Origin of the sequence: Lentzea waywayandensis, from assembly GCF_900115955.1 — a bacterium.
GTDB lineage: Bacteria > Actinomycetota > Actinomycetes > Mycobacteriales > Pseudonocardiaceae > Lentzea > Lentzea waywayandensis.
Map to the genome: position 1 here is coordinate 593,827 of NZ_FOYL01000002.1, position 22,244 is coordinate 616,070.

Annotated in this window: 22 protein-coding genes; 8 read left to right on the forward strand and 14 right to left on the reverse strand. The window is 69.9% G+C overall.

The genetic code is table 11. The features are described 5' to 3' along the window. Positions 1-50: 50 nt before the first annotated feature. Positions 51-899: an AfsR/SARP family transcriptional regulator gene (locus BM417_RS07635; protein WP_093589206.1), complete on the forward strand. Its 849-nt coding sequence runs from the start codon at positions 51-53 to the stop codon at positions 897-899. On the opposite strand, the gene BM417_RS07640 is transcribed toward BM417_RS07635, so the two are convergent. Genes BM417_RS07640 through BM417_RS07650 form a run of 3 tightly spaced genes read right to left on the reverse strand, consistent with a single transcriptional unit; the run spans position 870 to position 4,699 of the window. Beyond that, complete coding sequence (locus BM417_RS07640) at positions 870-1,388, reverse strand: flavin reductase family protein (RefSeq protein ID WP_143138552.1); 519 nt, start codon at positions 1,386-1,388, stop codon at positions 870-872. The genes BM417_RS07635 and BM417_RS07640 overlap by 30 nt on opposite strands. A 9-nt stretch (positions 1,389-1,397) precedes the next feature. Next, positions 1,398-3,482 (reverse strand): tetratricopeptide repeat protein, encoded by a 2,085-nt coding sequence (locus BM417_RS07645; RefSeq protein ID WP_093589212.1) that lies wholly within the window; start codon positions 3,480-3,482, stop codon positions 1,398-1,400. Positions 3,483-3,493: 11 nt separating this feature from the next. Further along, positions 3,494-4,699: a hypothetical protein gene (locus tag BM417_RS07650; RefSeq protein ID WP_245821765.1), complete on the reverse strand. Its 1,206-nt coding sequence runs from the start codon at positions 4,697-4,699 to the stop codon at positions 3,494-3,496. A gap of 321 nt (positions 4,700-5,020) precedes the next feature. On the opposite strand from BM417_RS07650, the gene BM417_RS07655 reads away from it, so the two are divergent. Then, a complete protein-coding gene (locus tag BM417_RS07655; protein WP_093589215.1) occupies positions 5,021-5,944 on the forward strand; it encodes a LysR substrate-binding domain-containing protein in 924 nt (307 codons plus the stop codon). Here the strand turns inward: BM417_RS07655 and BM417_RS07660 are convergent. The 6 genes from BM417_RS07660 to BM417_RS07685 form a co-directional block, all read right to left on the reverse strand. After that, entirely contained in the window at positions 5,941-6,918 is a 978-nt protein-coding gene (locus BM417_RS07660) for an amidohydrolase family protein (RefSeq protein ID WP_093589217.1), read from the reverse strand. The genes BM417_RS07655 and BM417_RS07660 overlap by 4 nt on opposite strands. A 2-nt stretch (positions 6,919-6,920) precedes the next feature. Further along, the gene (locus BM417_RS07665; RefSeq protein WP_093589220.1) at positions 6,921-7,439 is read right to left on the reverse strand and encodes a 3-hydroxyanthranilate 3,4-dioxygenase; all 519 of its coding nucleotides are present in this window, start codon (positions 7,437-7,439) and stop codon (positions 6,921-6,923) included. Continuing rightward, positions 7,436-7,861, reverse strand: a complete 426-nt coding sequence (locus BM417_RS07670; protein ID WP_093589223.1) for a RidA family protein — start codon at positions 7,859-7,861, stop codon at positions 7,436-7,438. Before BM417_RS07670 ends, BM417_RS07665 begins: the two co-directional genes overlap by 4 nt. Beyond that, positions 7,858-8,502: a 2-keto-4-pentenoate hydratase gene (locus BM417_RS07675; RefSeq protein WP_245821766.1), complete on the reverse strand. Its 645-nt coding sequence runs from the start codon at positions 8,500-8,502 to the stop codon at positions 7,858-7,860. Before BM417_RS07675 ends, BM417_RS07670 begins: the two co-directional genes overlap by 4 nt. Positions 8,503-8,570: 68 nt before the next feature. Further along, entirely contained in the window at positions 8,571-10,010 is a 1,440-nt protein-coding gene (locus tag BM417_RS07680; RefSeq protein WP_093590882.1) for a 2-hydroxymuconic semialdehyde dehydrogenase, read from the reverse strand. 82 nt (positions 10,011-10,092) lie between these two features. Next, a complete protein-coding gene (locus BM417_RS07685) occupies positions 10,093-10,944 on the reverse strand; it encodes an alpha/beta fold hydrolase (RefSeq protein ID WP_093589229.1) in 852 nt (283 codons plus the stop codon). Positions 10,945-11,068: 124 nt separating this feature from the next. On the opposite strand from BM417_RS07685, the gene BM417_RS07690 reads away from it, so the two are divergent. Beyond that, on the forward strand, positions 11,069-11,653 hold the full coding sequence (locus tag BM417_RS07690; protein WP_245821767.1) for a CGNR zinc finger domain-containing protein: 585 nt from the start codon (positions 11,069-11,071) through the stop codon (positions 11,651-11,653). On the opposite strand, the gene BM417_RS07695 is transcribed toward BM417_RS07690, so the two are convergent. Beyond that, positions 11,632-12,309, reverse strand: coding sequence for an alpha/beta fold hydrolase (locus BM417_RS07695; RefSeq protein WP_093589232.1), 678 nt, complete (start codon positions 12,307-12,309; stop codon positions 11,632-11,634). The two genes, BM417_RS07690 and BM417_RS07695, sit on opposite strands and share 22 nt — an antisense overlap. Positions 12,310-12,433: 124 nt before the next feature. On the opposite strand from BM417_RS07695, the gene BM417_RS07700 reads away from it, so the two are divergent. Then, the gene (locus tag BM417_RS07700) at positions 12,434-12,868 is read left to right on the forward strand and encodes a cupin domain-containing protein (protein WP_093589235.1); all 435 of its coding nucleotides are present in this window, start codon (positions 12,434-12,436) and stop codon (positions 12,866-12,868) included. 3 nt (positions 12,869-12,871) lie between these two features. Here the strand turns inward: BM417_RS07700 and BM417_RS07705 are convergent, their stop codons facing one another. Then, on the reverse strand, positions 12,872-13,234 hold the full coding sequence (locus tag BM417_RS07705) for a winged helix-turn-helix transcriptional regulator (protein ID WP_218164383.1): 363 nt from the start codon (positions 13,232-13,234) through the stop codon (positions 12,872-12,874). A gap of 111 nt (positions 13,235-13,345) precedes the next feature. Between BM417_RS07705 and BM417_RS07710 the strand changes: the two genes are divergently transcribed. From BM417_RS07710 to BM417_RS07720, 3 genes are all read left to right on the forward strand, one after another. Beyond that, on the forward strand, positions 13,346-13,714 hold the full coding sequence (locus tag BM417_RS07710) for a DoxX family protein (RefSeq protein ID WP_093589241.1): 369 nt from the start codon (positions 13,346-13,348) through the stop codon (positions 13,712-13,714). 53 nt (positions 13,715-13,767) lie between these two features. Further along, entirely contained in the window at positions 13,768-14,484 is a 717-nt protein-coding gene (locus tag BM417_RS07715; RefSeq protein ID WP_093589244.1) for a polyamine aminopropyltransferase, read from the forward strand. A gap of 74 nt (positions 14,485-14,558) precedes the next feature. Then, the gene (locus tag BM417_RS07720) at positions 14,559-15,665 is read left to right on the forward strand and encodes a VanZ family protein (protein WP_093589247.1); all 1,107 of its coding nucleotides are present in this window, start codon (positions 14,559-14,561) and stop codon (positions 15,663-15,665) included. Here BM417_RS07720 and BM417_RS07725 read toward each other — a convergent pair. Then, entirely contained in the window at positions 15,602-17,710 is a 2,109-nt protein-coding gene (locus BM417_RS07725) for an alpha/beta hydrolase (RefSeq protein WP_245821768.1), read from the reverse strand. The two genes, BM417_RS07720 and BM417_RS07725, sit on opposite strands and share 64 nt — an antisense overlap. Continuing rightward, positions 17,707-18,780, reverse strand: a complete 1,074-nt coding sequence (locus BM417_RS07730) for a class I SAM-dependent methyltransferase (protein ID WP_093589250.1) — start codon at positions 18,778-18,780, stop codon at positions 17,707-17,709. Before BM417_RS07730 ends, BM417_RS07725 begins: the two co-directional genes overlap by 4 nt. 107 nt (positions 18,781-18,887) lie before the next feature. Between BM417_RS07730 and BM417_RS07735 the strand changes: the two genes are divergently transcribed. After that, entirely contained in the window at positions 18,888-21,542 is a 2,655-nt protein-coding gene (locus BM417_RS07735) for a helix-turn-helix transcriptional regulator (protein ID WP_245821831.1), read from the forward strand. Here BM417_RS07735 and BM417_RS07740 read toward each other — a convergent pair. Beyond that, positions 21,510-22,136, reverse strand: a complete 627-nt coding sequence (locus BM417_RS07740) for a VOC family protein (RefSeq protein ID WP_093589256.1) — start codon at positions 22,134-22,136, stop codon at positions 21,510-21,512. The two genes, BM417_RS07735 and BM417_RS07740, sit on opposite strands and share 33 nt — an antisense overlap. Between the last annotated feature and the right edge of the window lie 108 nt (positions 22,137-22,244).

Sequence of the window (22,244 nt, forward strand, 5' to 3'; positions counted from 1 at the left end):
TCGGCTGGTGAACACTCTCGGAGTCGGACATACCGGGAGGTGGCGTTCACGTGGCATCGGGAGACGAACCGCCGCAGTTCCGGGTCCTGGGTACGTTCGAAGTGTCGCGAGGCAACCGCCGCTGCACGCCGACGGCCCCGAAGCAGCGGGCGTTGCTCGCGCTGCTCGCCTTGCACGCCAACGAGTTCGTACCGACCAGCCGCATCGTGGACCAGTTGTGGGCGCGAGGCGCGCCGAGGTCGGCCGTCGCCGCGCTGCACGGCTACGTGACGGCGGTGCGGCGAGTGCTCACGCCGAGTTGGGTGAGCTCGCGAACCTCGCATCCCATCCTGAACACGCGGCCGTCCGGTTACGTCCTCTGCCTGGAACCGCATCAGCTCGACCTGACCAGGTTCCGGGAGCTGGCGAAACAGGGCCAGACGGCGATGGCGGCCGGCGACTGCGCGCGGGCACGGGAGACGTTCGCGGTGGCAGTGAGCCTGTGGCGGGGCGCTCCGCTGGCGGACCTGCGCGAGACGGGGATGTTCGACCACGACATCTCGCGGCTCGAACGGGAGTACCTGGAGGTGCTGCGCAACAGGTTCGACGTGATGCTCTGCAACGGAGACGGGCACCTGGCGGTCTTCGACCTCGAAGAGCTGTGCCGCACATATCCTTTGTGGGAGCGATTTCACGAACAGCTCATGCTCGCACTGTGCCAGGCCGAACGCCGCGCCGACGCGTTGACGGCCTACGCCAGGGCGTACCGGCTGCTGTCGAACCAGGCCGGAATCGAGCCAGGGCCCCGGCTCCGCGCCATGCACCAGCTCATCCTCAACGGAGAAGACCCGTTCGACCGGGGACACCGGCACGAACGGGTGCTCACCGGACTACAGCTGGCGCACACCGTTTCCCCTTAGCCGCCAGTCGAACAGGCGGCGGTAGAAGACGAGCGGCTCGGCCTCCCTCACCTCGGTGCGGGTGACCTCACCGATCAGGATGGTGTGGTCGCCGTGGTCGAACACAGCGGTCACGTTGCAGCGCAGGTAGATCGGCGCCGAGCACAGCCGGGGCACGGCTCCGTCCCATTCCCAGGCGATGTCGGCGAACTTGTCCGCGCCACGGCTCGCGAACGTCCGCGCGGTGCGCTCCTGGGCGCTGCCCAGCACGTGCACACCGAACTCCACGCAGTGCGTCAACGGCTCACGGCAACGAGATGCGTGGTCGACCACCACCAGCACCGACGGCGGATCCACGCTGTACGAACAGATCGAGGACACGAGCAGCCCGCACGGCCGGCCGCTCGCCTGACGCGTGGTGACCACGGCGAGTCCGGAGACCAACCGGCTCATCGCGTCGGTGAACGTGGCCGCCGGCACTGCGGCGGCCACGTTCTCCGTTGCTGTCACGGCGTTCTCCTACCTGGCCGACGCCGCGGCGCAGAGTTCCCTGCGCTGCCGGGCGTCCTCGTCGTCGGTCACCGCGAGCACGGCGTCGTAGTCGAGGATCGCCGCGTCCAGTTCGCCGGACTCCTCGTACGCGACTGCGCGGTTGTAGCGGGCCTCCGGGTTGTCGTCGAGCGTGATGGCGCGGCTCAGGTAACTGATCGCGTCGGTGAGCTCGCCGGACGCCACCGCGATCGTGCCGCGGATCGCCCACGCCTCCGCGAGCCGATCGTTTCGCTGCACCGCTTCCGCCAGCGCCTCGGAGGCCGCCGTGTACTCGTCCTGTTCGACCAGCAACTGGCCCTTGAGGCACAACAGGTGCGCGTTGTTCGGCGCCAGTTCGAGAGCGGCGGCGACATCCCGCCAGGCGCCCTCGACGTCACCGTTGGCGAGCAGGTGACCGGCGCGGTTGATCCTGGCGTCGACGTGCCGCGGGTCCAGCTCGATGACGTAGCTGAAGTCGGACATCGCGCCCTCGACGTCGCCGAGCGCGAGCCGTGCGTCGCCGATGTTGTAGTACGCCTCGGGGAACGGCGGCGAAAGGCGCAGCGCCTCGCGGTAGGCCTCGATCGCCTCCTCGTCGCGGCCCAGCCTGCGCAGCACGTTGCCGACGTTGAAGTGGTGTTCGGGGAAGTTCGGATCCCGTTCGAGGACGTAGCTGTAGTCGGCGAGCGCGTCGTCCAGGCGGCCCATCGCGCCGTAGACCTGTGCCCGGTTGTAGCGCAGCACCAGGCGGTGCAGCACGTGCTCGTCCGGTTCCAGATCGCGGTCCAGCCTGGCCATGCCGTCGTTGACCAGGGCGAGCGCCACCTCGGGCTTCTGCTCGCGCACCTCGACCAGCGCCAGCCCGTTGCGGGTGAAGACGGACTGGAAGGCTTCCTTCTTCGGGTCGGTGAGCTGGGACGCGATCGCGATCGCCAGGTTCATCCACGCCCGCGCCCGGACGTAGTCGCGCTCGGCCTCCGAGTAATGCCGCGCGTGCAGCATCGCGGTGGAGTACGCCAGTTCGAGGTGGATGGCCGCGTCCGTGGAGGCGGCGCGCCCCTCGACGTAGAGAGTCTCGGCCTCGGCGGCGCGCCCGACGGCCGCCAGCACGATGCCGGTCTGGAACGTGAGGTGCCACCACAGGTCCGGGTCGGTCTCCCGATCGGCCGCCGCGCGCCCGCGCAGGCCGTGGTCCGCCGCGGCCTGGTACAGCCCGACCTTGTGGCAGTGGTCCAACGCGACGCGCAACGCCTTGGCGCCCGCTCCGGTGGGATCGCCGCCGTGCTCCAGGTGGTACGGGATCGCGCCGAGGTGCAGCGAGAACTCGTCGGACAGCGCGAGCTTCTCGGCCCGGGCGTCGTGCAGCGCGGCACGGGCTTCGGCCGGCAGTGCGAGGTAGGCGGCGAGCACGCGCGGGTCGTCAGCGGTGCCATCACTGTCCACATAGGTCTGTGCCAGGTCACCCTCGAGAGACTTCTCCGCGACCGGCTCGGCTTCGACGACCTGAGCGTGTGCGGCGATCGTCGTCGCCAGCGACACGTCGATCTCGCCGAGCGGGTCGGCCAGCGGCGCGCGGCTCGTGCCCACGACCACGGTGAGGTCCGGGATGTCGCTGCGGCGCAACAGGACCGCGATGAACTCCTGGTCGGACGCATCCGCCTCGTGCGCGTTCTCGATCACGAGGGTGCGCGGCCCACCACCCAGTGCGGTGAGGTAATCGCGCAGCAGTTCGGCCAGGCCGTTCGCGATGTTGCGGGTGTGCAGCCGCGAGTAGTAGCGCGTGCGTTCGCTGTCCTGCACGGCCCATTCGAGCGTGTGCCAGGCGCTGGGCACTCGGCCCGCGAGTTCGGGCGTGGTCGTGAGGAGCTCGATGTTGTGCCGCTCCCCCAGTTCGGGGCACCGTTCCAGCAGGTCGTCGGCGATCTGGCGCAGCAACGACCCCGCAGCCGTGTACGGTCCGCGCAGCCGCCGGTGGGCGTCGAGGACCGCCCAGATCGGCGGCAGTTCCAGTGCGGCGAGGGCGTGTGCCCGGTCGCGCCGCCGGTCGGCGCGGATCCAGTAGCGGCTGTCCATGGTGCGTCCTTTCAGTGAATGACGTGGTGCAGACGACGGTCCCGGCGTGCCCGCACGCGTTCCCGGACCATGAGCCAGCCGAGCACTGCGCACTGCGCGATCGCCACGCCGCCGAAGACGATCGAGTCGAGCAACTGGGCCGTGGGCACGCCTTCACCCGTGAGCCGCCCGATGACGCCGGTGGCGAACCGGTAGAGCACGGGAGCGCCGGCGAGCACGAACGTCGTGAGGCTGGCCGTGTAGCCGACGACGACGAGCCACGAGTACCAGCGCGCCACCTTGCGGTCGACCGGGTGCAGCGCCGACTCGTCCGTCTCCGGCTTCCCGAACAGCCGCCGGAACCTGTTGCGGACCATCTGGAGCGCGGCCCCGTGCAGGTCGACGCAGCCGAGCACCGTGCTCACGAGCACGTAGATGTCCGTGCGCAGGTACAGGAAGAACTGCCAGATGACCCGGAGCAGCGCGGCGAACGCGACGGCCAGCAGGAACCGCCCTGGACCCGACAGCGTGCCGTCCGCGTGCCGCGTCAGGTCGGCGGCGACGGTGCACGCGGCGATCCCGAGGACATCGGCCAGCAGCCCCGCGACGATCGGCAGGTAGCGCTGCCTGCGCGGCACGGCCACGAGCCCGTCGAGCGAGGTCTCCAGCACGATGAAGTAGAGCCGCCGCCCGATTCGCAGCCTCGACCGAACGCCGAGCCGGCGTCCGGCCAGCGCGTGAAAGGACTCGTGCAGGAAAAGAAGAGGAATCGCGGCGAGGAACAGTCCGACCTGGATGACCATGTAATAGTCGGAGAAGAAGATGTTGTGATAGGTCGGCCGCAGGTCCGCGTTGAACACCATCGCGAACAATCCCCAGACGGCCACACCCGCGTAAACGAACCAGGCCAGCGGCGAGAACAACGCGGCGCCAAGTCCGCTGAAACGCACAGGCGCCGCCTCGGCGGCGACTTCCCCGGATTTGCGAATGAGGTCGAGCTCGTCCAGTCCCGCGACGACGTCCTCGATGTCGACTTCTTCCCCGTATTCGCGCTCGAACCATTCCGCGGCCTCGCGCGGGGTGTCGCCGTCGACGAGCTTGCGCACGAGTGCGGCGCCCTCACCGGGGAAAATGCCGTACGAATCGACGTCGGCACGACCGATCGTCACCTCGTCGCCGTCCTCCAGGAACACCAGCGGATGCAATGGCACCGGCCGGTCCAGATCGATCTCGGTCACGACGTTCCTCCCCCGCGTCGGGCCGGATGCGCTGGGCCCGAAGGCCCAGCGCATCCGCGTCGCACCTTAGGCCGGCTTGACGTTGTACTGCGAGCAGGCGGCCGCCGTGAGGCGAACCGGGCCCACCTTGCGAATGGTGATTCGCTTCATCTTGGCCTTGGTCTTGTCCATGAGTGCTCCTCCCTCCGATGTGCAACTGACATCGAGGAGTCTGCCCGCGCACTCCAAGAAAGCTCCAAGAGCGCTCCAAAATCGATTGACCCGTTCGAACAACGAAAGACGAATGGGCAGTATTGCCCGTGTCTGACGTAGGATCGGATCATGAAAACGCCCAAGCTGCTCGACGGCAGGCTGAAGCTGCGCCACCTCGTGCTGCTGGACGCGTTGCTCAGGCAGGGCACGGTGGTGGGCGCTGCGGCGGCACTGCACGTCACCCAGCCGGTCGTGACGCGGGGGCTGCACGAGCTGGAGGAGATCCTCGGCGTCACGCTGTTCGACCGGGGGCCGCGCGGCATCACGCCGACGGTGTACGGGGCGGCGTTCGGCGAGCACGCCAGGGCCGTGCTCGCGCAGCTCAACGAGGCGGGCCGGCACCTGGTCGAACTGGCCCAGGCCGAGCGCGGCACGGTGGTCGTCGGCACGCACCTCGCCGGGACGAACGTGTTGCTGCCGCGCGCGATCACCGCGATGAAGCGGCGGCGGCCGAACCTGACCGTCATCGTGCGCGAGGCCGCACCCGAGCCGTTGCTCGTGGAGCTGGCGGCCGGGCGGGTGGACATGATCGTGGGACGGCTGACGGCGCCGTCGGACGAGCGGCTCGAACGGCGCAAGCTCTACGACGAGGCCGTGCACCTGGTCGTCCGGGCGACGCATCCGCTGGCGGGCCGGGAGGTCGAGCCGGCAGAGCTGGGCGAGTACCCGTGGATCATGCCCGGCGCGGAGACCGCGCTGCGGCGGGAGCTGGAGCAGTTCTTCGCACGCCACGAGATCGCGCTGCCGGTCAACCGGGTGGAGACGACGTCGTTCCTGATCGTGCGGGAACTGTTGCTGGAGAACGACTTCATCGCCGCGCTGCCCAGCCTGATCACGGTCGACGACACGCGGCTCGCCCGGCTGCCGATCAAGCTCGACCAGGTCGGCCACAGCGTCGGGCTCACCCTGCCCTCCCGCACGCTGAGCCCGTCCGCCGAGGCGTTCATCGACTGCCTGACCGAGATCGCGTCCGAAATGGACAGTCGCAACTAACCGAGGAACCGCTCCGCGTTGCCGCGTTCGATCAACGCGCGCTGCTCGTCGGTGAGAAATCCGCTCTTCGCCACGACCCCGCCGGCCGGGCGCTCCCCCAGCGGGTACGGGTAGTCGCTGCCGACCACGACCCGTTCCACGCCGACGGTGTCCACGAGCAGCCGCAGCGCGCGTTCGTCGAACACCACCGAGTCGACGTAGAACCGGTCCAGGTAGTGCGACGGCGGGTACTGCGACGTCCCGATCACGTCGTGGCGCTGGTGCCAGGCGTTCTCGGTGCGGCCGAGCCAGAACGCGAACGAGCCGCCGCCGTGCGCGAAGCAGATCCGCAGCCGGGAGTCGATGCGGTCGAACCCGCCGCCGAGGATCAGCGCGAGCACGGACAGGTGCGTCTCGGCGGGCATGCCGGTCAGCCACTGGGCCATCCACCGGTCGTTGCGCGGCGTGCTGGCCATGTCCCACGGGTGCACGAACACCGGGACGTCGAGCGACGCCGCGTGCTGCAGGAACGTCACCACGCCCTCGCTGTCGAGGTCGTCGTCGCCGACGTGGTTGCCGATCTCGACGCCGCGATGCCCGTTGGCCAGACAGCGTTCCAGCTCCCGGCAGGCCTCGTCCGGGTCCTGCAACGGCACCTGGCAGAACGGGATCAGCCGATCGGGCGCGGGGGCCACGACGTCCAGCGCGAGGTCGTTGAAGATCCGGGCGATCCCGGCGGCCTGCGGTGCCGGCGCGCCGTAGGAGAAGAACGCGGGCGTCGGCGAGACGACCTGCGCGTCCACGCCGTCCGCGTCCATGTCGGCGAGCCGCAGTTCGGCGTCCCAGCAGTTCGGCTGGATCCGCCGGAACTCGCGGGTACCCATCATGATCATGGCGTCGGACGCCGATTCCAGCCGCAGCCAGGGTGCGTCGGCGCCGGGGAGTTCCGGCCAGCCCTGGGGAACGTAGTGCGTGTGGACGTCGATCAGGCCCATGGTCAGCCCTTGCCGGGGTGCAGGGCGCCGCAGTTCTCGCAGGTGCGGCCGTCGGCGGAGGCGTAGAACTTCTCGAACACCGGCGGCAGGTCGGCCACGATGTCGCGCACCTGGAGCTCGATCTCGTGGATGAGGTGCGAGCAGTTCAGGCAGTACCACTGGAACCGTTCGAGCGTGCCCTCCTCGCGGACGCGTTCGATCACGAGGCCGATCGAGTCCGGGTCGGGGCGCTGCGGCGAGTGCGGGGTGTTGCCGGGCAGCAGCCACGTCTCACCCTCGCGGATGTGCACGGTCCGCGGGCCCTCCTTGGTCATGACGTCGACGTGCATGTCGCCCTTGATCTGGAAGAACCACTCCTCGTAGGGGTCGTGGTGGAAGTCGGTGCGGCTGTTGGGGCCACCGACGATCTGCACGATGAAGTCGTCGCCCAGGGCCATGGTCCTGTTCGCGACCGGCGGCTTGAGCAGGTGCCGGTTCTCGTCGATCCAGGCCTGGAAGTTGATCACGGGCGGCAGAGTCATCGAGTCTCCTCGGTGCGGGGCAGGCGGGCGATCGCCTGGATCTCGATCAGCAGGTGCGGATGGGGAAGCTGGTGCACGGCAACGGTTGTCCTGGCCGGCCCGGCCTCGTCGAAGAACTCGGCGTAGACCTCGTTGTAGCCGCCGAAGTCGTTCATGGAGACCAGGAACGTGGTGACCTGGGTGACGTCGGCGAGCGTGCAACCGACCTCGCCGAGGATCGTGGCGATGTTCTCGATCACGGCCCTGGTCTGGGCACGGACGTCGAGGTTCGTGGTGCCGAGCTCGTCCACCTCGACGCCCGCGAACGAGTCGTCGGGCCGCCGGGAACTGGTGCCGGAGACGAACACCAGGTCGCCGGAGACCTTGACGTGCGGGAACCGGCCGCGCGGGCGGGCGAGTCCGGTGATCGTGCGTGCGGTCATCGCGGCCGTCCTTCGAACGAGACGGGGCCGAGCCCGTCGATCGAGCACTCGACGTGTCCCCCGGTCAGCGGCAGCGCGACGGTCGCCGCGCCGGCCAGCACCACGTACCCGGCCCTCAACGGAATGCCGCGCCGGCGGGCGACCTCTTCGAGGGCCGTGAGGGCGTTGGCCGGGTCGCCGAGGATCGCGCTGGTGGATCCTTCCACAATGGACGATCCCACGGTCAGCCGCACGGTGCGGTCGCTGACAACGGTCATGGGCTGCCACGGACCGATGACGTACCCGGCTGCCGAGGCGTTGTCGGCGATGACGTCGGTGCAGGTGAAGCGGAAGTCCCGGTACCGCGAGTCGATGATCTCGACAGCGGCGGCGACCGCGTCCACGCACTCCAGGATCGGGACGGTGCCGTCGACATCGCGACTGAGCCGGTAGGCGATCTCCGGTTCGGCCTTGGGGTGGACGAGGTTCTCGCTCGTGCGGCCGGCCATCGCGCTCGTGAGCCGGCCGACGATCACCTCGGACACGCCCATCTGCCTCATCTTCGCCTCACTGGTGAAGCCGAGCTTCACACCCGTGACGATCTCGCCGTCACGTTCCCGCAGAGCGATGAGCGAGTGCTGGACCGCGTAGGCGTCTTCCACCGTGAGATCCCCGAAATTGGGGATCGCCGTCGCGGTCCTCTGTGCTTTGTGGAGGGTCTCGGCGTGGTTCACAGCTGCACGCACACGTTCGTCGGCTCGGTGTAGAAGTGCAGCGACGACTCGCCGCCCTCTCGCCCGATCCCGGACATCCCCATGCCACCGAACGGGGACCGCAGGTCGCGCAGGAACCACGTGTTGACCCACGACATGCCGACGTCCATGGCCTGCGCGACGCGATGACCGCGGCGCAGGTCGTTCGTCCAGACCGAGGCGGCGAGTCCGTAGTCGGTGTCGTTGGCGAGCGCGATCGCCTCGTCCTCCGTGTCGAACGGGATCAGCGCCGCGACCGGGCCGAAGATCTCGTCGCGCACCACGCGATCGGCGTTGGTGAGCCCGGTCCACAGCGTCGGTTCGATCCACGAACCGTCCCGCAGGCCGGCGGGCATCTCCGGGACGCCGCCACCGGTGATCGCCTTCGCGCCGGCCTCCTCCGCCAGCGCGAGGTGGTCGAGCACCTTGCGCCGGTGCTGCTGGGAGATCAACGGGCCGGTGGTCGTGTCCGGATCGGACGGATCACCGAGTCGGAGAGCTCGCGCCCGTTCGGCGAGCCCGTCCGCGACGTCGGCGAAGATCGTCCGCTGGACGTAGACGCGTTCGGTGCACAGGCAGACCTGGCCGGTGTTGGTGAAGATCGCCCGGCCCAGCCCGGTGAGCGCCTCGTCCAGGTGCACGTCGTCGAACACGATCGCCGCGTTCTTGCCGCCGAGCTCGAACGACACCGGACGGACGCGCGGCGCGACCGTCCGCATGACCCGCGTGCCGGTCGCGGTGGAACCGGTGAACGTCACCCCGTCGATGCCGGGATGTCCGACCAGAAGCTCACCGATGTCACCGTGACCGTGCACCACGTTGTAGGCGCCCGCGGGCAGTCCCGCGTCCGTGAGGACCTCGGCGAGCAACGTCGCCGTGGCCGGGGTCAGCTCGCTCGGCTTCACCACGACGCTGTTGCCGCACGCGAGGGCGGCCGACACCTTCCACGTCAGCAACAGCAGCGGGAGGTTCCACGGCACGATCACCGCGACCACGCCGAGCGGTTTGCGGACGGCGTAGTTCAGCGCCTGCCTGCCGTCCGCGAGATCGGTCAGGAACGACTCCTGACCGGCCGCGGACACGACGTCCGCGAACGTCCGGAAGTTGTGCACCGCCCGCGCCACGTCGAGTTCACGGGCGAGCGCCACCGGTTTGCCGGTGTCCGCGACCTCGGCCGCGACGAACTCCTCGAACCGCGCCTCGATGCCGTCGGCGGCGCGCCGCAGCACGGCCGCCCGTTCCCGCACCGGCACCCGGTCCCAGCCGGACGCTCGCGCAGCGGCCACCGCCTGGTCGACCAGCGACGCGTCGGCGACCTGCACCATCGCGTGCGTCCTGCCGGTGGCCGGGTCGATGTCGGCGAAGGCCGCGTCCCGATCGGCGAACGCGCCACCGACGAAGTTGCGGATCATTTCCATGACCACCACTGTGGGCAGCCGGGCCATGCTCCGCCAATGCCGTTCTCGCGTCAGGTCATGCCCGCCCGGCTATAGCGTCAGGTCAGGCGAAAGTCTTCGCCAGCACCGTGTTCACGTGCTCGGCGATCTCGTCGGCCGCCTCCTCCAGCGCGAAGTGACCGGTGTCGAGCAGCACGACCTCGGCGGACGGCACGTCCCGGCGGTACGCCTCGGCGCCGGGAGCGATGAAGAACGTGTCGTTGCGGCCCCAGATGGCGAGAACATTCGGCTGCCGTTCGCGCAGCCACGCCTGCCAGGACGGGTAGCGGCCGGGGTTGGTCTGGTAGTCCCACAGCAGCGCCTTCATGTAGTCGGCGCGGCCCGGCAGGTCGATGACGGCCTGGTCGGCCAGCGCCTGCTCCGGGTCGATGTGCTCGGGGTTCTTCGCACCCGTGAGCCATTGGTGCTGAGTGCCCGCGAGGCTGACGACCCAGTCGACGGTGTCCTGGTGCTTGGCCTTGTCGCTCCACCAGCCGTTCAGCCCCTCGACGTCGGGGCCGAACCCTTCGACGTAGGCGTTGCCGTTCTGCGTGATCACGGCCCTGACCCGCTGGTCGTGCTCCAGCGCGATCCGGAAGCCGACCGGTGAGCCGAAGTCGAACATGTAGACGGCGTAGTCGCCGACGCCGAGCAGGTCGATGACCTTGCCGGTCACCTCGGCCAGCCGGTCGAACGTCGGGCTCTCCGGCAGCGGGTCGGACGAGCCGAAGCCGGGGTAGTCGATCGCGACGAGGTGCCAGTCGGCGGCGAGACGGTCGATCAGCCGGACGTAGGCGCGAGTGCTCGACGGGTAGCCGGGCAGCAGCACCAGGGTGGGCCGACTCGCGTCGCCCGCCTCGCGGACGAACACCTTCAGGCCGTCGACCTCGACGTGGTGGTGACGGATCGCGGGCATGTCGTTCTCCTCGGCTCGATCTAATGGATAAAACGACCGTATACACGTTAGGTTCATCGCCGCAAGCGTTCCTGGCGAGAATCTGCTAACGTCTCAACCGCCGGTTCAACCGTTAGGAGACGGCGTGGTCGCGACACTGCCCGAGTTCCAGGCGGCGGGCTTCCCGATGGGTGCCGAGCCGCTCGTGGCGCTCGACCTGGTGGACACGCACGCGCTGTGCCTGGACCCGGTCCGGGATCTCCTCGCAGACGAGGCCGAGCACGCGAAGTGGTGGGCGCTGCAGGCGGATCGGGTGCCCGTGCCGACACCCCCGGCGATGAGCGCGACCCGTCGGCTGCGGTCAGTGCTGCGGGAGTTGTTCGACGCTCATCTGACTGACCGCACGCCTGATCCGGAGCTGATCGCGGACCTCAACGCCGTCGCCGCCGCGGTCCCCACGAGCCCGCGCCTCGACGGATGGGGAGCCGGCGCGCGGGCCGAAGTCCGCTGGCACGACGACTACAACGGCCACCCGGCACTGGCCGCGATCGCGGGAGAGGCGATCCGGCTGCTGGCGGACCGCTCACGGCTGGAGACGCTGCGGGCGTGCGCCAACCCGGCGTGCTCGATGTTGTTCCTGGCCGAGAACAAGCGCCGGGTCTGGTGTGCCGCCAACGTCTGCGGCAACCGGGCCAGGGTCGCGCGGCACTACGAGCGCACGCGCGCCTGATCCATCGTGATCTGGTCCAGCAACGCGGCCAGGTCGGCGGGCGCGGACAGGAACGGCGAGTGCGACGTCGGCAGGTGGTGCACCGCTGACGCGCGGGCGGCCATCTCCTCCTGCGCCGCGGGCGGCAGCGTCTTGTCGTTGTCGCACACCAGATAGGTGGACGGGATCGTGAGCCAGCCGGCGGCCCTGAGCCGGTCCGTGGCGACTCTCGCGCTCTGCGGCCGCAGCATCGCGACGGCACGCTCGGCCACCACGGGATCGACGTCGTCGTAGAACTGGGCGACGGCGTCGGGCGGCGGCGGAACCACCTCGGTCTCGAACGGCGGCATGCCCGCCGCCTCGCTGATCGACGTTCCCGCTTCGAGCATCCACGCCGCCAGGTACACCAGGCGCGTCACGAAGGCCGAGCCCGCCGTCGCCTCCGTCACCGGGAAGCCGCCGTAGGAGTGCCCGACCACCGCGACCGGCCGGTCGATCGCCGCGATCGCGTGCCGGATGGCCTCCGCGTCCTCGTGCAGCCCGGCCGGCGAGCCCGAGCTGGGCAGGTCGACGGTGTGCGCGGTGCGGCCGAGCCGGCGCAGTTCCTCGATCAGGAGCTCCCAGCACCACGAACCGTGCCACGCGCCGTGGACAAGAAGGATGTCAGGTAAGTGCATCGGCTCTCCCGCCAGGAAGCCGGAATCCTCTCACGGGCATGCCTCGCGCCCGGATAGGCCCGGCTAAAATCGATCACGCCGGCGGAGCAGGTGCCGCCACCCTTCCACGTCTGAGGAGACGCACATGCGGACGATCAGCCGACTCGCACTGATCACGGCGCTCGTCGGACTGTCTGCCGCCGCGGCACCGGCCGTCGCGGGTGCGACCCCGAGCCGTGGGGTCAGCGCCGTCACGCTCTTCGACCAGACCGTGGGCGACACCCAGTACGTGCTCAGGGAGATCACCATCGCACCGGGCGGCTCCACGGGCTGGCACTACCACCCCGGCCCGGTCAAGGGCGTGGTCACGAAGGGCGTGCTGACGCACAACGACTCGGACTGCTCGGTGGACGGCGTGTACCGGCCGGGTCAGTTCATCAGCGAGCAGAGCGGCACCGGGTACGTCCACATCGGACGGAACCTCTCGAACACCCCGCTGGTGCTGACCGTGTTCTACGAGAACCCGGTCGGCAACCCGCTGGCGGTCAGCACGCCGAACCCCGGCTGCACCTTCGAGTGAGGACTACCGGCGGCGGTTCGCGTTGATCTCGTCGCGGTGCTCCAGCGCCCACTCGGCGAGCGCGATCACCAGCGGTACCAACGTCTTCCCGAGCTCGGTCAGCTCGTACTCGACCCGCGGCGGCACCTCCGCGTACGCGGTGCGGCTGATCAGGCCGTCCTCGGCGAGGTGCTTCACCGTCAGCGTGAGCATGCGCTGCGAGATGCCGGTGACCGTCTTCTCCAGCTCGCCGAAGCGCAGCGGGCCCGAGACCAGCGCGCCGACCACCAGCAGGCTCCACTTGTCACTGATGCGGTCGAGGACCTCGCGGACCGCGCCGCCGTCGTTCATCGGCGGCGGGCAGCTGCCGCCGGGAGTGAACCCCATCACAGCCGGACCTCCCCTCCTGGACACATACATCGGTGTGCCTTTTGTGGCGTCCTCATTGCAGACACATCATGAGGCTACGCACAAGAGGTAAGGATTGGGGAGTTCTCAATGAACATCGCACTGTGGGTTGTCCAGGGTCTGCTGGCGGCGCTGTACCTGGGCGCCGGTGTCATGAAGCTGGCGCGGCCGCGCGAGCAGATGATCGCGTCCGGCAACTTCGACTGGGCGAAGGACGTCACCGACAACGGCTTGAAGGGGATCGGCGCCGTCGAGGTGCTCGGCGCGCTCGGCCTGATCCTGCCGTGGCTGACCGGCATCGCCCCGATCCTGACGCCCATCGCCGCGGTCGGACTGGTGATCGTCCAGGTCTTCGCCGCACGGGCGCACATCAAGATCGGCGACACGAAGTCGTTGCCCGTCAACGTGATCCTGCTGCTGCTGGCCGCGTTCGTCGCGGTCGGCCGGTTCGCCGGCTGACAGAGCGGCACTGACCCGATCGGGTCCTGGTCCACGGGGTACCGTGCCGTGGCATGAGTGCTCGGTTCCAGGAACTCGACTACCGCCAGACCCCGCTCGGTGAGCTCACCCTCCGCCGCCGGCTCGAACCCGGCAGCGGCAGGGAGATCCACGAGATCAAGCTCAACGACGAGTTCCTGATGTCCAGCCTCTTCGTCGTCGCCGAGGTCGAACTGGCCCGCCTCGCACTCGCGGAACTGCCAGGGGACGGCCTGAACGTGGTCGTGGGCGGCCTCGGACTCGGCTACACCGCGCAGACCGTGCTCGAAGACCCGCGGGTCGGCTCACTCCTGGTCGTCGACGCCCTCGGCGAGGTGATCGAATGGCACCAGCAGGGCCTCATCCCCGCCGGGAGGACGCTGGCGGCCGACGAGCGTTGCCGGCTCGTCCACGGTGACTTCTTCGAGCTGACCCGGTCCGGGCAGGGCTACGACCCGGCGGCACCCGGCAGGCCGTTCGACGCCATCGTCGTCGACATCGACCACTCCCCGCGCCACCTGCTGCACCCGACCAACGCCGACTTCTACGAACCTGACGGCGTGCGGCGGATCAGCGACCTGCTCAGCCCTGGCGGAGTGTTCGCGCTGTGGTCCAACGACCCGCCCGAGGACGAGTACACCGCCACCCTCGCGACGGTCTTCACCGACGTGCGGGCCGAGGTCGTCAGCTTCCCCAACCCGATTCAGGGCCGCGACTCGACCAACACGGTCTATTTGGCGAAGCGCGGCTGACCGCCCCGCGTCCATTCGCCCCATCTTCGCGAATCTTGGTTTGACCGCAGCCGTTCGCGGGCATTGGATCGCTCATGATGGCGTCGTACTGGGAGACCGCCCGGACCGGTTTCCTGGCGTTCGTGGGTGTCGGGTTGCTGGTGCTGGTTCCGCTCGTGCTGCTGCACTACTTCCGATTCCGGCGGGTGGAGCCGCGCCGGGCGTTCGTGCTGTACGGCCTGCTGCTCTACGGGCTCGTCGCGCTGGCGCTGATCTTCCTGCCGTTCCCCTCCGACGTGGCGAAGCTGTGCACGGGCGACCAGATGCTGTCCACGGTCCCGTTCCAGTGGGTCACCGACATGAACAACAACATGGCGGCGTACGGACGTTCCGGCATCCTGGCGATGGTGCAGTCGCAGGCGTTCCTTCAGCAGCTGTTCAACGTCGTGCTGTTCGTCCCGCTGGGTGTCGTGCTGCGCAAGGCGTACGGCAAGGGGCCGCTCGCCGTGATCGCCATCGGCATGGGGCTGTCGCTGGCCATCGAGGTCGTGCAGTACACCGGCAACCTCGGTTTCTACCCGTGCCCGTACCGGATCGCCGACGTGGACGACCTGATCTCGAACACCTTCGGCGGCCTGCTGGGATGGATGATGGCGCCGGCCGCGTTCGTGGTGCCCAGGGTGCCGTCGTCGGACGAGGCGGCCGCGCCGAGCGGCACCGTCACCGTGCCGCGCAGGCTGATCGGCCTGATCTCCGAGCTCGTGTTCGTGATCGTGATCGCGAAGCTCGTGCTGCACTCGGACCCGCTGTGGGCCGTCTGCGTGCTCGTGGCGTTCCGCGTCGTGCTGCCCGCCGCGGCGAACGGGATGACGATCGGGGGAATCCTGCTGCACTACCGGATCCGTTCCCTGGACGGGTCGCGCGCCAACCCGGCCCAGCTCGCCCTGCGCGAGTTGCTCGGCCTCACCGGTTTCGTGGCCTACGCGACGGTCCTGTCGCCGCTGATCGGCATCGGCTGGTGGGACCTGCTCGTCGTGGCGTTGTTCGTCGGCGGGGCGTTCGTCTTCCCGGTCTTCCGACGGGACCAGCGCGGATGGCACGAGCACGCCGCACGGACGCGGGACGTCCCCGTCGACCGTCAGAGCAACTCCGCCAGCAGGGAGGCGGCGACCGAGGCTCCGTTGGACTCGACCGCGCGGTAGGTGGTCTCGCGTCCGATCTCCTCGGCGATGGCGGCGGCCAGGACCTCGCGATCGACGACCTCCTCGTAGGTCATGCACCGGCCCGCGCCGTAGCGTTCGAGCCGGTGCCGGACGTGGAAGTTCTGCTCGAAGTGGTGGCGCAACGGCACGAAGATGAACGGGCGCCGGGCGGCGGTCAGCTCCATGCACGTGGTCAGGCCGCCCTGCACCACCGCCAGATCGCACGCGGCGAGGTGCCGGGGCAGGTCCGGGAGGTAGCCGCGGATCTGGACGCCGGGGTGTTCGGGCAGCGAAGCCGGATCGATGCGGGGGCCGGTGACGACGAGGAACCTCAATCCCGGCACCCGCCGGGTCGCCGAGGGTACGGCGTCCAGCACGCGCCGCAGCAACGACGCCCCCACGCCGGAGCCGCCGACCGTGACCACGCACAGCTTCTCGTCCTGGCGGACGCCGATCCGCCGGCGCAACGCGTCGCGCTCACGTTCGTCCGGCGGGTCGAATCCCGTGACGTAGCCGGAGAAGTCGAAGTTCTGCTCCGTCCACTCGCGAATCGCGGGCAGGCCCTCGCCGAACGGCAGGGAGATCACGTCGTCCGGGTTGCCGACGAACACCGACCGGTCGCGCACGCGGCGCAGGCGGGCTCGTTGCTCGATCATGTCGAGGTTGTAGTCGGCGGTCAGGCGTTGCTCGCGTGCGCCGCCGTCCGGCATCGGGAGCCAGCCGACGAAGTCCGTCAGCCAGGCGAACGAGAACCGCTTCAGGGCCGGGTTCTCGTGCAGGAAGTAGTCGACGTCCCACGCCTCGTCGCCGATCACCAGGTCGTACGGTTCGGCGTCGAGAACGTCGTTGAACACCATGAAGTTGTTGACCAGCACCGCGTCCAGCCGCCGGAACGCCTCGAACACGTGCAGGTCGTGCTCACCGGCGTCGTCCTCGACTTGGGATGACTCGTTCGCCAGCCACGCGGACGCCGGGTGGATCCGCTCCCCCGCCGGTCCGAGCACCTCGGTGACCGGGTGCTGCGCGAGCCAGTCGATCTGCAGGCGCGGATGCAGTTTGCGCAGCTCGGACGCTATGGCGAGGTCGCGCCGGGCGTGGCCGAGGCCGATCGGTGAGCTCAGGTACAGCGCTCGCGGAGGCCTGATGATCGCTCGGGACGACCTGGTGCGCCGCGCCGCGGGGTGCACGCTCTCGACGAACTCCTTGACCAGCAGGTTGATCCGCACCGGATCGCGGGCGTGCACGCCGTGCCCGGAACCGTCGAGCAACACCAGCGAGCCGCCGGTCAGCTCGGCGAGGCGTTCACCGATGGCGTGCGGGCGAATGCGGTCGTCGGTTCCGTGGATCACCAGCACCGGGCACCGGACGTTGCGGCAGTCGTCCTCGATGGACCCGGAGCTGTTCCGGCCGGCCGTCGTGTCGACGAGTGTGGCGGGCTCGACCTCGTGCGCCCACCGCACGGCGTCCTCGATCTGCTTGGTGGAGTGCGGTTCAGGGAACATCCTCGCGAAGAACCAGTCGGCGAAGTCGTCGTAGCCGCCGTTCAGCCAGTGGTGCCGGTTGTACTTGACGCCGCCCTCGGTCGATTCCCAGGCTGCTTTCTCCTGCACCTGCGCACCAATGAGCGAACCGCTGGCCGGGCCGATCGCGACGATGCCGGTGACGCGGTCCGGGTGACGCGCGGCCGCGAGCACCGACCAGGCGTCCCCGCGGGACAACGCCACCAGCACGGCCTGGTCGGTGGACGTGGCGTCCAGGACGGCGATCGCGTCCGCCGCATACTCAGTGTCCACATAGGACTCGGTGCCGGTCGGGCGGTCCGAGTCGCCGCACCCCCGCCCGTCGAAGGTGACCACCCGGAAGTGCCTTGCCAGGTAGGGAACCTGCGCCTTCCAGAACCTCGACGGCACGATCGACCACGTCGGCATCATCAGCACCGTCGGCCTGCCGGGGTTGTCGTAGACCCGGAACGCGAGCCGCACCCCGGCACGCTCGGCGAACCCGGTCCGGTCGGCCTCGCGCACCGGGCGCGGCTCGGCTTTCACGGGCGGACTTCGAGGACCTGGTTGAACGGGGTCTGGGCCACTCCGGCGAACCGGGTGAACCCACCGGCCACCGCCACGTCGCGGATGCGCGCGGGCCCGGCCTGGGTGCCGAGCGCGAGACCCACGTCCTGCGACAGCGAGGCCGGCGTGCACAGCAGCGTGGAGAAGCCGTAGTAGGTGCGGCCGACGGGGTTGAGGTTGTCCTCGACGTGGTCACCCGCCATCGGTTCGACGATCATCCACGTGCCGTCGGCCGCCACCGCGTCCCTGACGTGCCGTGCCGCACCGACCGGGTCGCCCATGTCGTGCAGGCAGTCGAACATGGTCACGAGGTCGTAGCCCGTGCCGCTGAAGTCCTTGGCGGAGGCGACCTCGAACGTCACGCGGTCAGCGACTCCGGCGGCGGCCGCCCGTTCGCGGGCGATCTGGATCGACTCGGGGTGGTAGTCCGACCCGGTGAAGGTCGAGTTCGGGAAGGACTGTGCCATCAGGATTGTTGATGCGCCGTGGCCACAGCCGACGTCGGCGACCCTCGCGCCGGCGTGCAGCTTCGCGGTCACCCCGTCGAGCGCGGGCAGCCAGCCCTCGATCAGGTTCGCCGCGTAGCTCGGCCGGAAGAACCGCTCGCAGCCGAGGTGCACGTCCGTGTTGTGCTCGTGCCAGCCGACCCCGGAGCCGCTGCGGGCCGCGTCCAGCACCCGTTCGGCGTCGCGCACGGTGCCCAGCGCGATCTGGAACATTCCGGGCAGGAACGCGGGACTGTCCTCGACCGTCAACGCCACCGCGTGCTCGATCGGCAGCGTGTATCGGCTGGTAGCGGGGTCGTAGGTGACGTAACCGCCGGCGGCCTGGGCGTTGAGCCACTCCCGCACGTACGGCTCGGCGGTGCCGCTGCGGTCGGCGAGCTCGGCGGGGCTGATGGGCTCGCCGGACGCCATCGCGCGGTAGTAGCCGAGCTTGTCGCCCATGACGACGAGCGCGGCGTTCAGCGTGGCGCCCACCTCGTCGACGGCGCGGAACACGAACTGCATGAGCTTGTCGGTGTCTACCTCGGGTCTTGTCGTGGTCATCTGCTTTTCCCTCCGGTGAGGGTCGAAACCTATGAGCGCCAACGGGACGGCCGCATCAGGTGCCCCACCTAGTAAGCCGGGTTCTGCTTACACTCCCCCGTGTGCTGATGGGACGCGAGTCCGAGCGTCGTCAGGTCGAGCGGCTCGTGGCGAGCGCCCGGCTCGGGCACGGTGGTGTCCTGGCGATCACCGGTGAGCCCGGTGTCGGCAAGACCGCGCTGCTGCGGTTCGCGGCCGAGTGCGCCACCGGGATGAACGTCCTGCAGGCCGCCGGGAGTGAGCCGGAGCGGGAGATTCCGTTCGGCGCCCTGCACCAGGTGTTGCGGCCCGCGCTCGACCGTCTCGACGAGATCCCGGGTCCTCAGGCCCAGGCGTTGTCCGTCGCACTCGCACTGAGCTCTGGGCCTGCCATCGACCGGTTCGCGGTCGGGGCCGCCACGCTGAGCCTGCTGTGCCGGTTCGCCGAGGAGCGGCCGGTCGCGGTGCTGCTGGACGACCTGCACCTGGTCGACCGGCCGTCGGCGGACGCGCTGACGTTCGCGGCGCGCCGGCTCGTCGCCGATCCGATCGTGCTGCTGGCCACCTCACGCTCCCCCGATCCCGGACTGCCCGCGCTGCCGTTGTCCGGCATCGACCTCGCGGCCGCGGGTGAGCTGGTGTCGAGCCGTTCCGACGTGGCCCTGTCGCCCGACCTGATCGCGCGGCTGCACCGCGCGACGGCGGGCAACCCGCTCGCGTTGATCGAACTGGCCGGGCACCGGCTGGAGCACGTCTCTCCCGAGGCGCCGCTGCCGGTGTCCGCAGCGTTGGCCCACGAGTTCGCGGCGCAGGCCCGGTCGCTCGGTGAAGGCGGGCGGGCGGCGGTGACCGTCGCCTCGGTGGCGGGCAACGACCTGCGGGTGGTCGCGAACGCGTGCCGGTTGCTCGGTGTCGCCGTCGACTCGCTGGCCGAGGCCGAGAGCGCCGGACTGGTCCGGATCACCGACGGCCGGGTCGAGTTCCGTCATCCGCTGATCCGGTCCGCCGTGTACGGGGACTGCGATCCGCAGCGGCGCCGGTCGATCCACCGTGCGGTGGCTGAAGCCGTTGGGCCGCACGACGCCGACCGGCACGCCTGGCACCTGGCCGAGGCTTCCGTCGGACCGGACGCCGGCGTCGCCGATCTTCTCGAGCGGGCGGCGAAGCGGGCCCACGAACGCGGTGCGCACGACGTCGCGGCCGCCGCGTACGAACGGGCCGCGCGACTGAGCCCGGACGTCGAACGGCATTCCCTGCTGTGCGTGACGGCGGCGGAGTCGGCGTGGCTCGCCGGCACCACGCCGCGCGCCGTCGCGTTGCTCGACGAAGGCGGGTCGAACGGGCCGAGGGCCTTGGAACTGCGCGGAGCGATCGCGGCGCGCACCGGTTCGTTGACCGAGGCTCGCGACCTGTGCTGGACCGCTGCCCGTCAGTCCGGCGACCCGGACGAAGGGATCGTGTTCCTGGCCGACGCCGTGAACGCGTGCTTCTACCTCGGCGACGCCACGTCCGCGATCGCGCTGGCCCACGAGATCGAGGCGCTGCTCGAGCAGGTGACAACGCCGCAGGCACTCGGGCTCGGCCAGATGGCGGCGGGCGCCGCCCGGATTCTCGCGAACCAGGGCGGCGCCGACCAGATCCGTTCCGCGGCCGGCCTGCTCGCCGCCTCGCCGGAGTGGCGAGACGACCGGCGCAGGCCGTGGTGGTTGATGATCGGACCGTTGTTCCTGCGGGACACCGACTCCGGCGCCGAGCTCAGGCGCATCGTCGGACAGGCGCGTGCGGAGGCAGCCGTGGGAACGCTGCCGTCGTTGCTGTTCCACGTCGCGAGGGACGAGGCGACCACCAACCAGTGGGTGCGGGCCGAAGCCACCTACGACGAGGCGACCCGGCTGGCGCGGGAGACCGGGCAGGAGACCGACCTCGCGATGTGCCTGGCAGGCCTGGCGTGGCTGCGGGCACGACTGGGCGACGAGGTGCGGTGCCGCGCGCTCGTCGCGGAGGCGCTGCCCCTCTGCCGCGCCCGGGACATCCACATCGGACGTGTCTGGTCGTTGTTCGCCTTGGGAGAGCTGGAACTGGGGCTCGGCGATCCGCAGAAGGCGTTGGCACACCTGGAAGAACTCGCGGCACTCCTCGACGACCTCAAGCTCACCGACCCGGACCTGTCGCCCGCGCCCGAACGCGCCGACGCGTTGGTGCGACTGGGCAGGCACGAGGACGCCTGGCAGGTCGCGCGGCGCTACCGTGCCGAAGCCGCGGCCAAAGACCAGCCGTGGGCGATGGGACGCGCCGAGCGGACGATCGGCATGCTCAGTCCCGCCTTCGACACGCACTTCGAGGCGTCCTTGCGGTTCCACGAAAGGACTTTGGACGACTTCGAGACCGCGCGCACCCGGCTCGCCTACGGGGCCCGCCTGCGCCGCGCCCGGCGGCGGGTGGACGCCCGGCCGCACCTGCACGCCGCGCTGGAGACGTTCGAGAACCTCCGCGCGGCCCGGTGGGCGGAGGTCGCGGCGGTCGAACTCGGCGCGACAGGTGAGACGATCAAGCGTCGCGCGCCGGCCGAAACCCTTACGCCGCAGGAGTTGCAGGTGTCACTCCTGCTCGCGGAGGGCAGGACCACCCGCGAGGTCGCCGCCGCGTTGTTCCTGAGCCCGAAGACCATCGAGTACCACCTGCGCAAGGTCTACACGAAGCTCGGCATCCGCTCACGCGCCGAGCTGGCCGGCCGTCTGCCCTGACGCCCACGCGAACCCGTCCGGGTCGACGAACTGCTGGGCGCCGATCATCACGATCCGGTGCGAGCCGGAGCCCTCGGGCGGCACCCCGGCGTCCTTCGCGAGGGCACGCCGCCGGTACAGCCCCAGCTTCACCGCACCGGAGCCGGCGAACTGGACGTACATGCGGCCGAAGCTCTTCTCCACGGTGAAACCCTGGTCGAGGTAGCACTGCTTGCTCGCGACGATGTCCGTCGCGCCGAGCAGGAGCACGACGTCCTCGATCTGCCCGGTGGCCGGGCCGGTGTTCTTCTTCTGCGAGGTCGCGACCTTCCAGATGGTGCCGTCCGGCGCCTGCACGACTCCGCCGTAGCCCCACATCGACTTCGCGGCGGGCTTGAGCACGGTCGCGCCGGCGTCGATCGCGCCGCCGAGCAGGACGTCGACGTCGGCGGGCTGCGCCACCGTGAGGGACAGGGTGAAGCCGCGGAAGCCGGTGGCCGGTTCCTGGCTCTCCCGCAGACGCAGCCGGGAGCCGAGCCCGAAAGCGTTGGCGTAGAAGCGTTCGGCGGCCGCGAGGTCGGCCACTTCGAGGGTGATCGCGTCGAATGAGGTCATGCCGGCAACGCTAGGCGCCACCGGGTGGCCGTTGCTTCTCGATTCCTGACCGGACTGGCGCCGGAGCGGATGTGACCCACGGCACCGGACAGTCCCGACCCAAGCGGG

Coding starts and splice junctions, on each gene's coding strand:
- BM417_RS07645 (WP_093589212.1), bottom strand. CDS start 3,482: ATGGACAGCCGCTACTGGATCCGCGCCGACCGGCGGCGCGACCGGGCA.
- BM417_RS07655 (WP_093589215.1), top strand. CDS start 5,021: ATGAAAACGCCCAAGCTGCTCGACGGCAGGCTGAAGCTGCGCCACCTC.
- BM417_RS07660 (WP_093589217.1), bottom strand. CDS start 6,918: ATGGGCCTGATCGACGTCCACACGCACTACGTTCCCCAGGGCTGGCCG.
- BM417_RS07665 (WP_093589220.1), bottom strand. CDS start 7,439: ATGACTCTGCCGCCCGTGATCAACTTCCAGGCCTGGATCGACGAGAAC.
- BM417_RS07670 (WP_093589223.1), bottom strand. CDS start 7,861: ATGACCGCACGCACGATCACCGGACTCGCCCGCCCGCGCGGCCGGTTC.
- BM417_RS07680 (WP_093590882.1), bottom strand. CDS start 10,010: ATGGAAATGATCCGCAACTTCGTCGGTGGCGCGTTCGCCGATCGGGAC.
- BM417_RS07685 (WP_093589229.1), bottom strand. CDS start 10,944: ATGCCCGCGATCCGTCACCACCACGTCGAGGTCGACGGCCTGAAGGTG.
- BM417_RS07695 (WP_093589232.1), bottom strand. CDS start 12,309: ATGCACTTACCTGACATCCTTCTTGTCCACGGCGCGTGGCACGGTTCG.
- BM417_RS07700 (WP_093589235.1), top strand. CDS start 12,434: ATGCGGACGATCAGCCGACTCGCACTGATCACGGCGCTCGTCGGACTG.
- BM417_RS07705 (WP_218164383.1), bottom strand. CDS start 13,234: ATGGGGTTCACTCCCGGCGGCAGCTGCCCGCCGCCGATGAACGACGGC.
- BM417_RS07710 (WP_093589241.1), top strand. CDS start 13,346: ATGAACATCGCACTGTGGGTTGTCCAGGGTCTGCTGGCGGCGCTGTAC.
- BM417_RS07715 (WP_093589244.1), top strand. CDS start 13,768: ATGAGTGCTCGGTTCCAGGAACTCGACTACCGCCAGACCCCGCTCGGT.
- BM417_RS07720 (WP_093589247.1), top strand. CDS start 14,559: ATGATGGCGTCGTACTGGGAGACCGCCCGGACCGGTTTCCTGGCGTTC.
- BM417_RS07730 (WP_093589250.1), bottom strand. CDS start 18,780: ATGACCACGACAAGACCCGAGGTAGACACCGACAAGCTCATGCAGTTC.
- BM417_RS07735 (WP_245821831.1), top strand. CDS start 18,888: ATGGGACGCGAGTCCGAGCGTCGTCAGGTCGAGCGGCTCGTGGCGAGC.
- BM417_RS07740 (WP_093589256.1), bottom strand. CDS start 22,136: ATGACCTCATTCGACGCGATCACCCTCGAAGTGGCCGACCTCGCGGCC.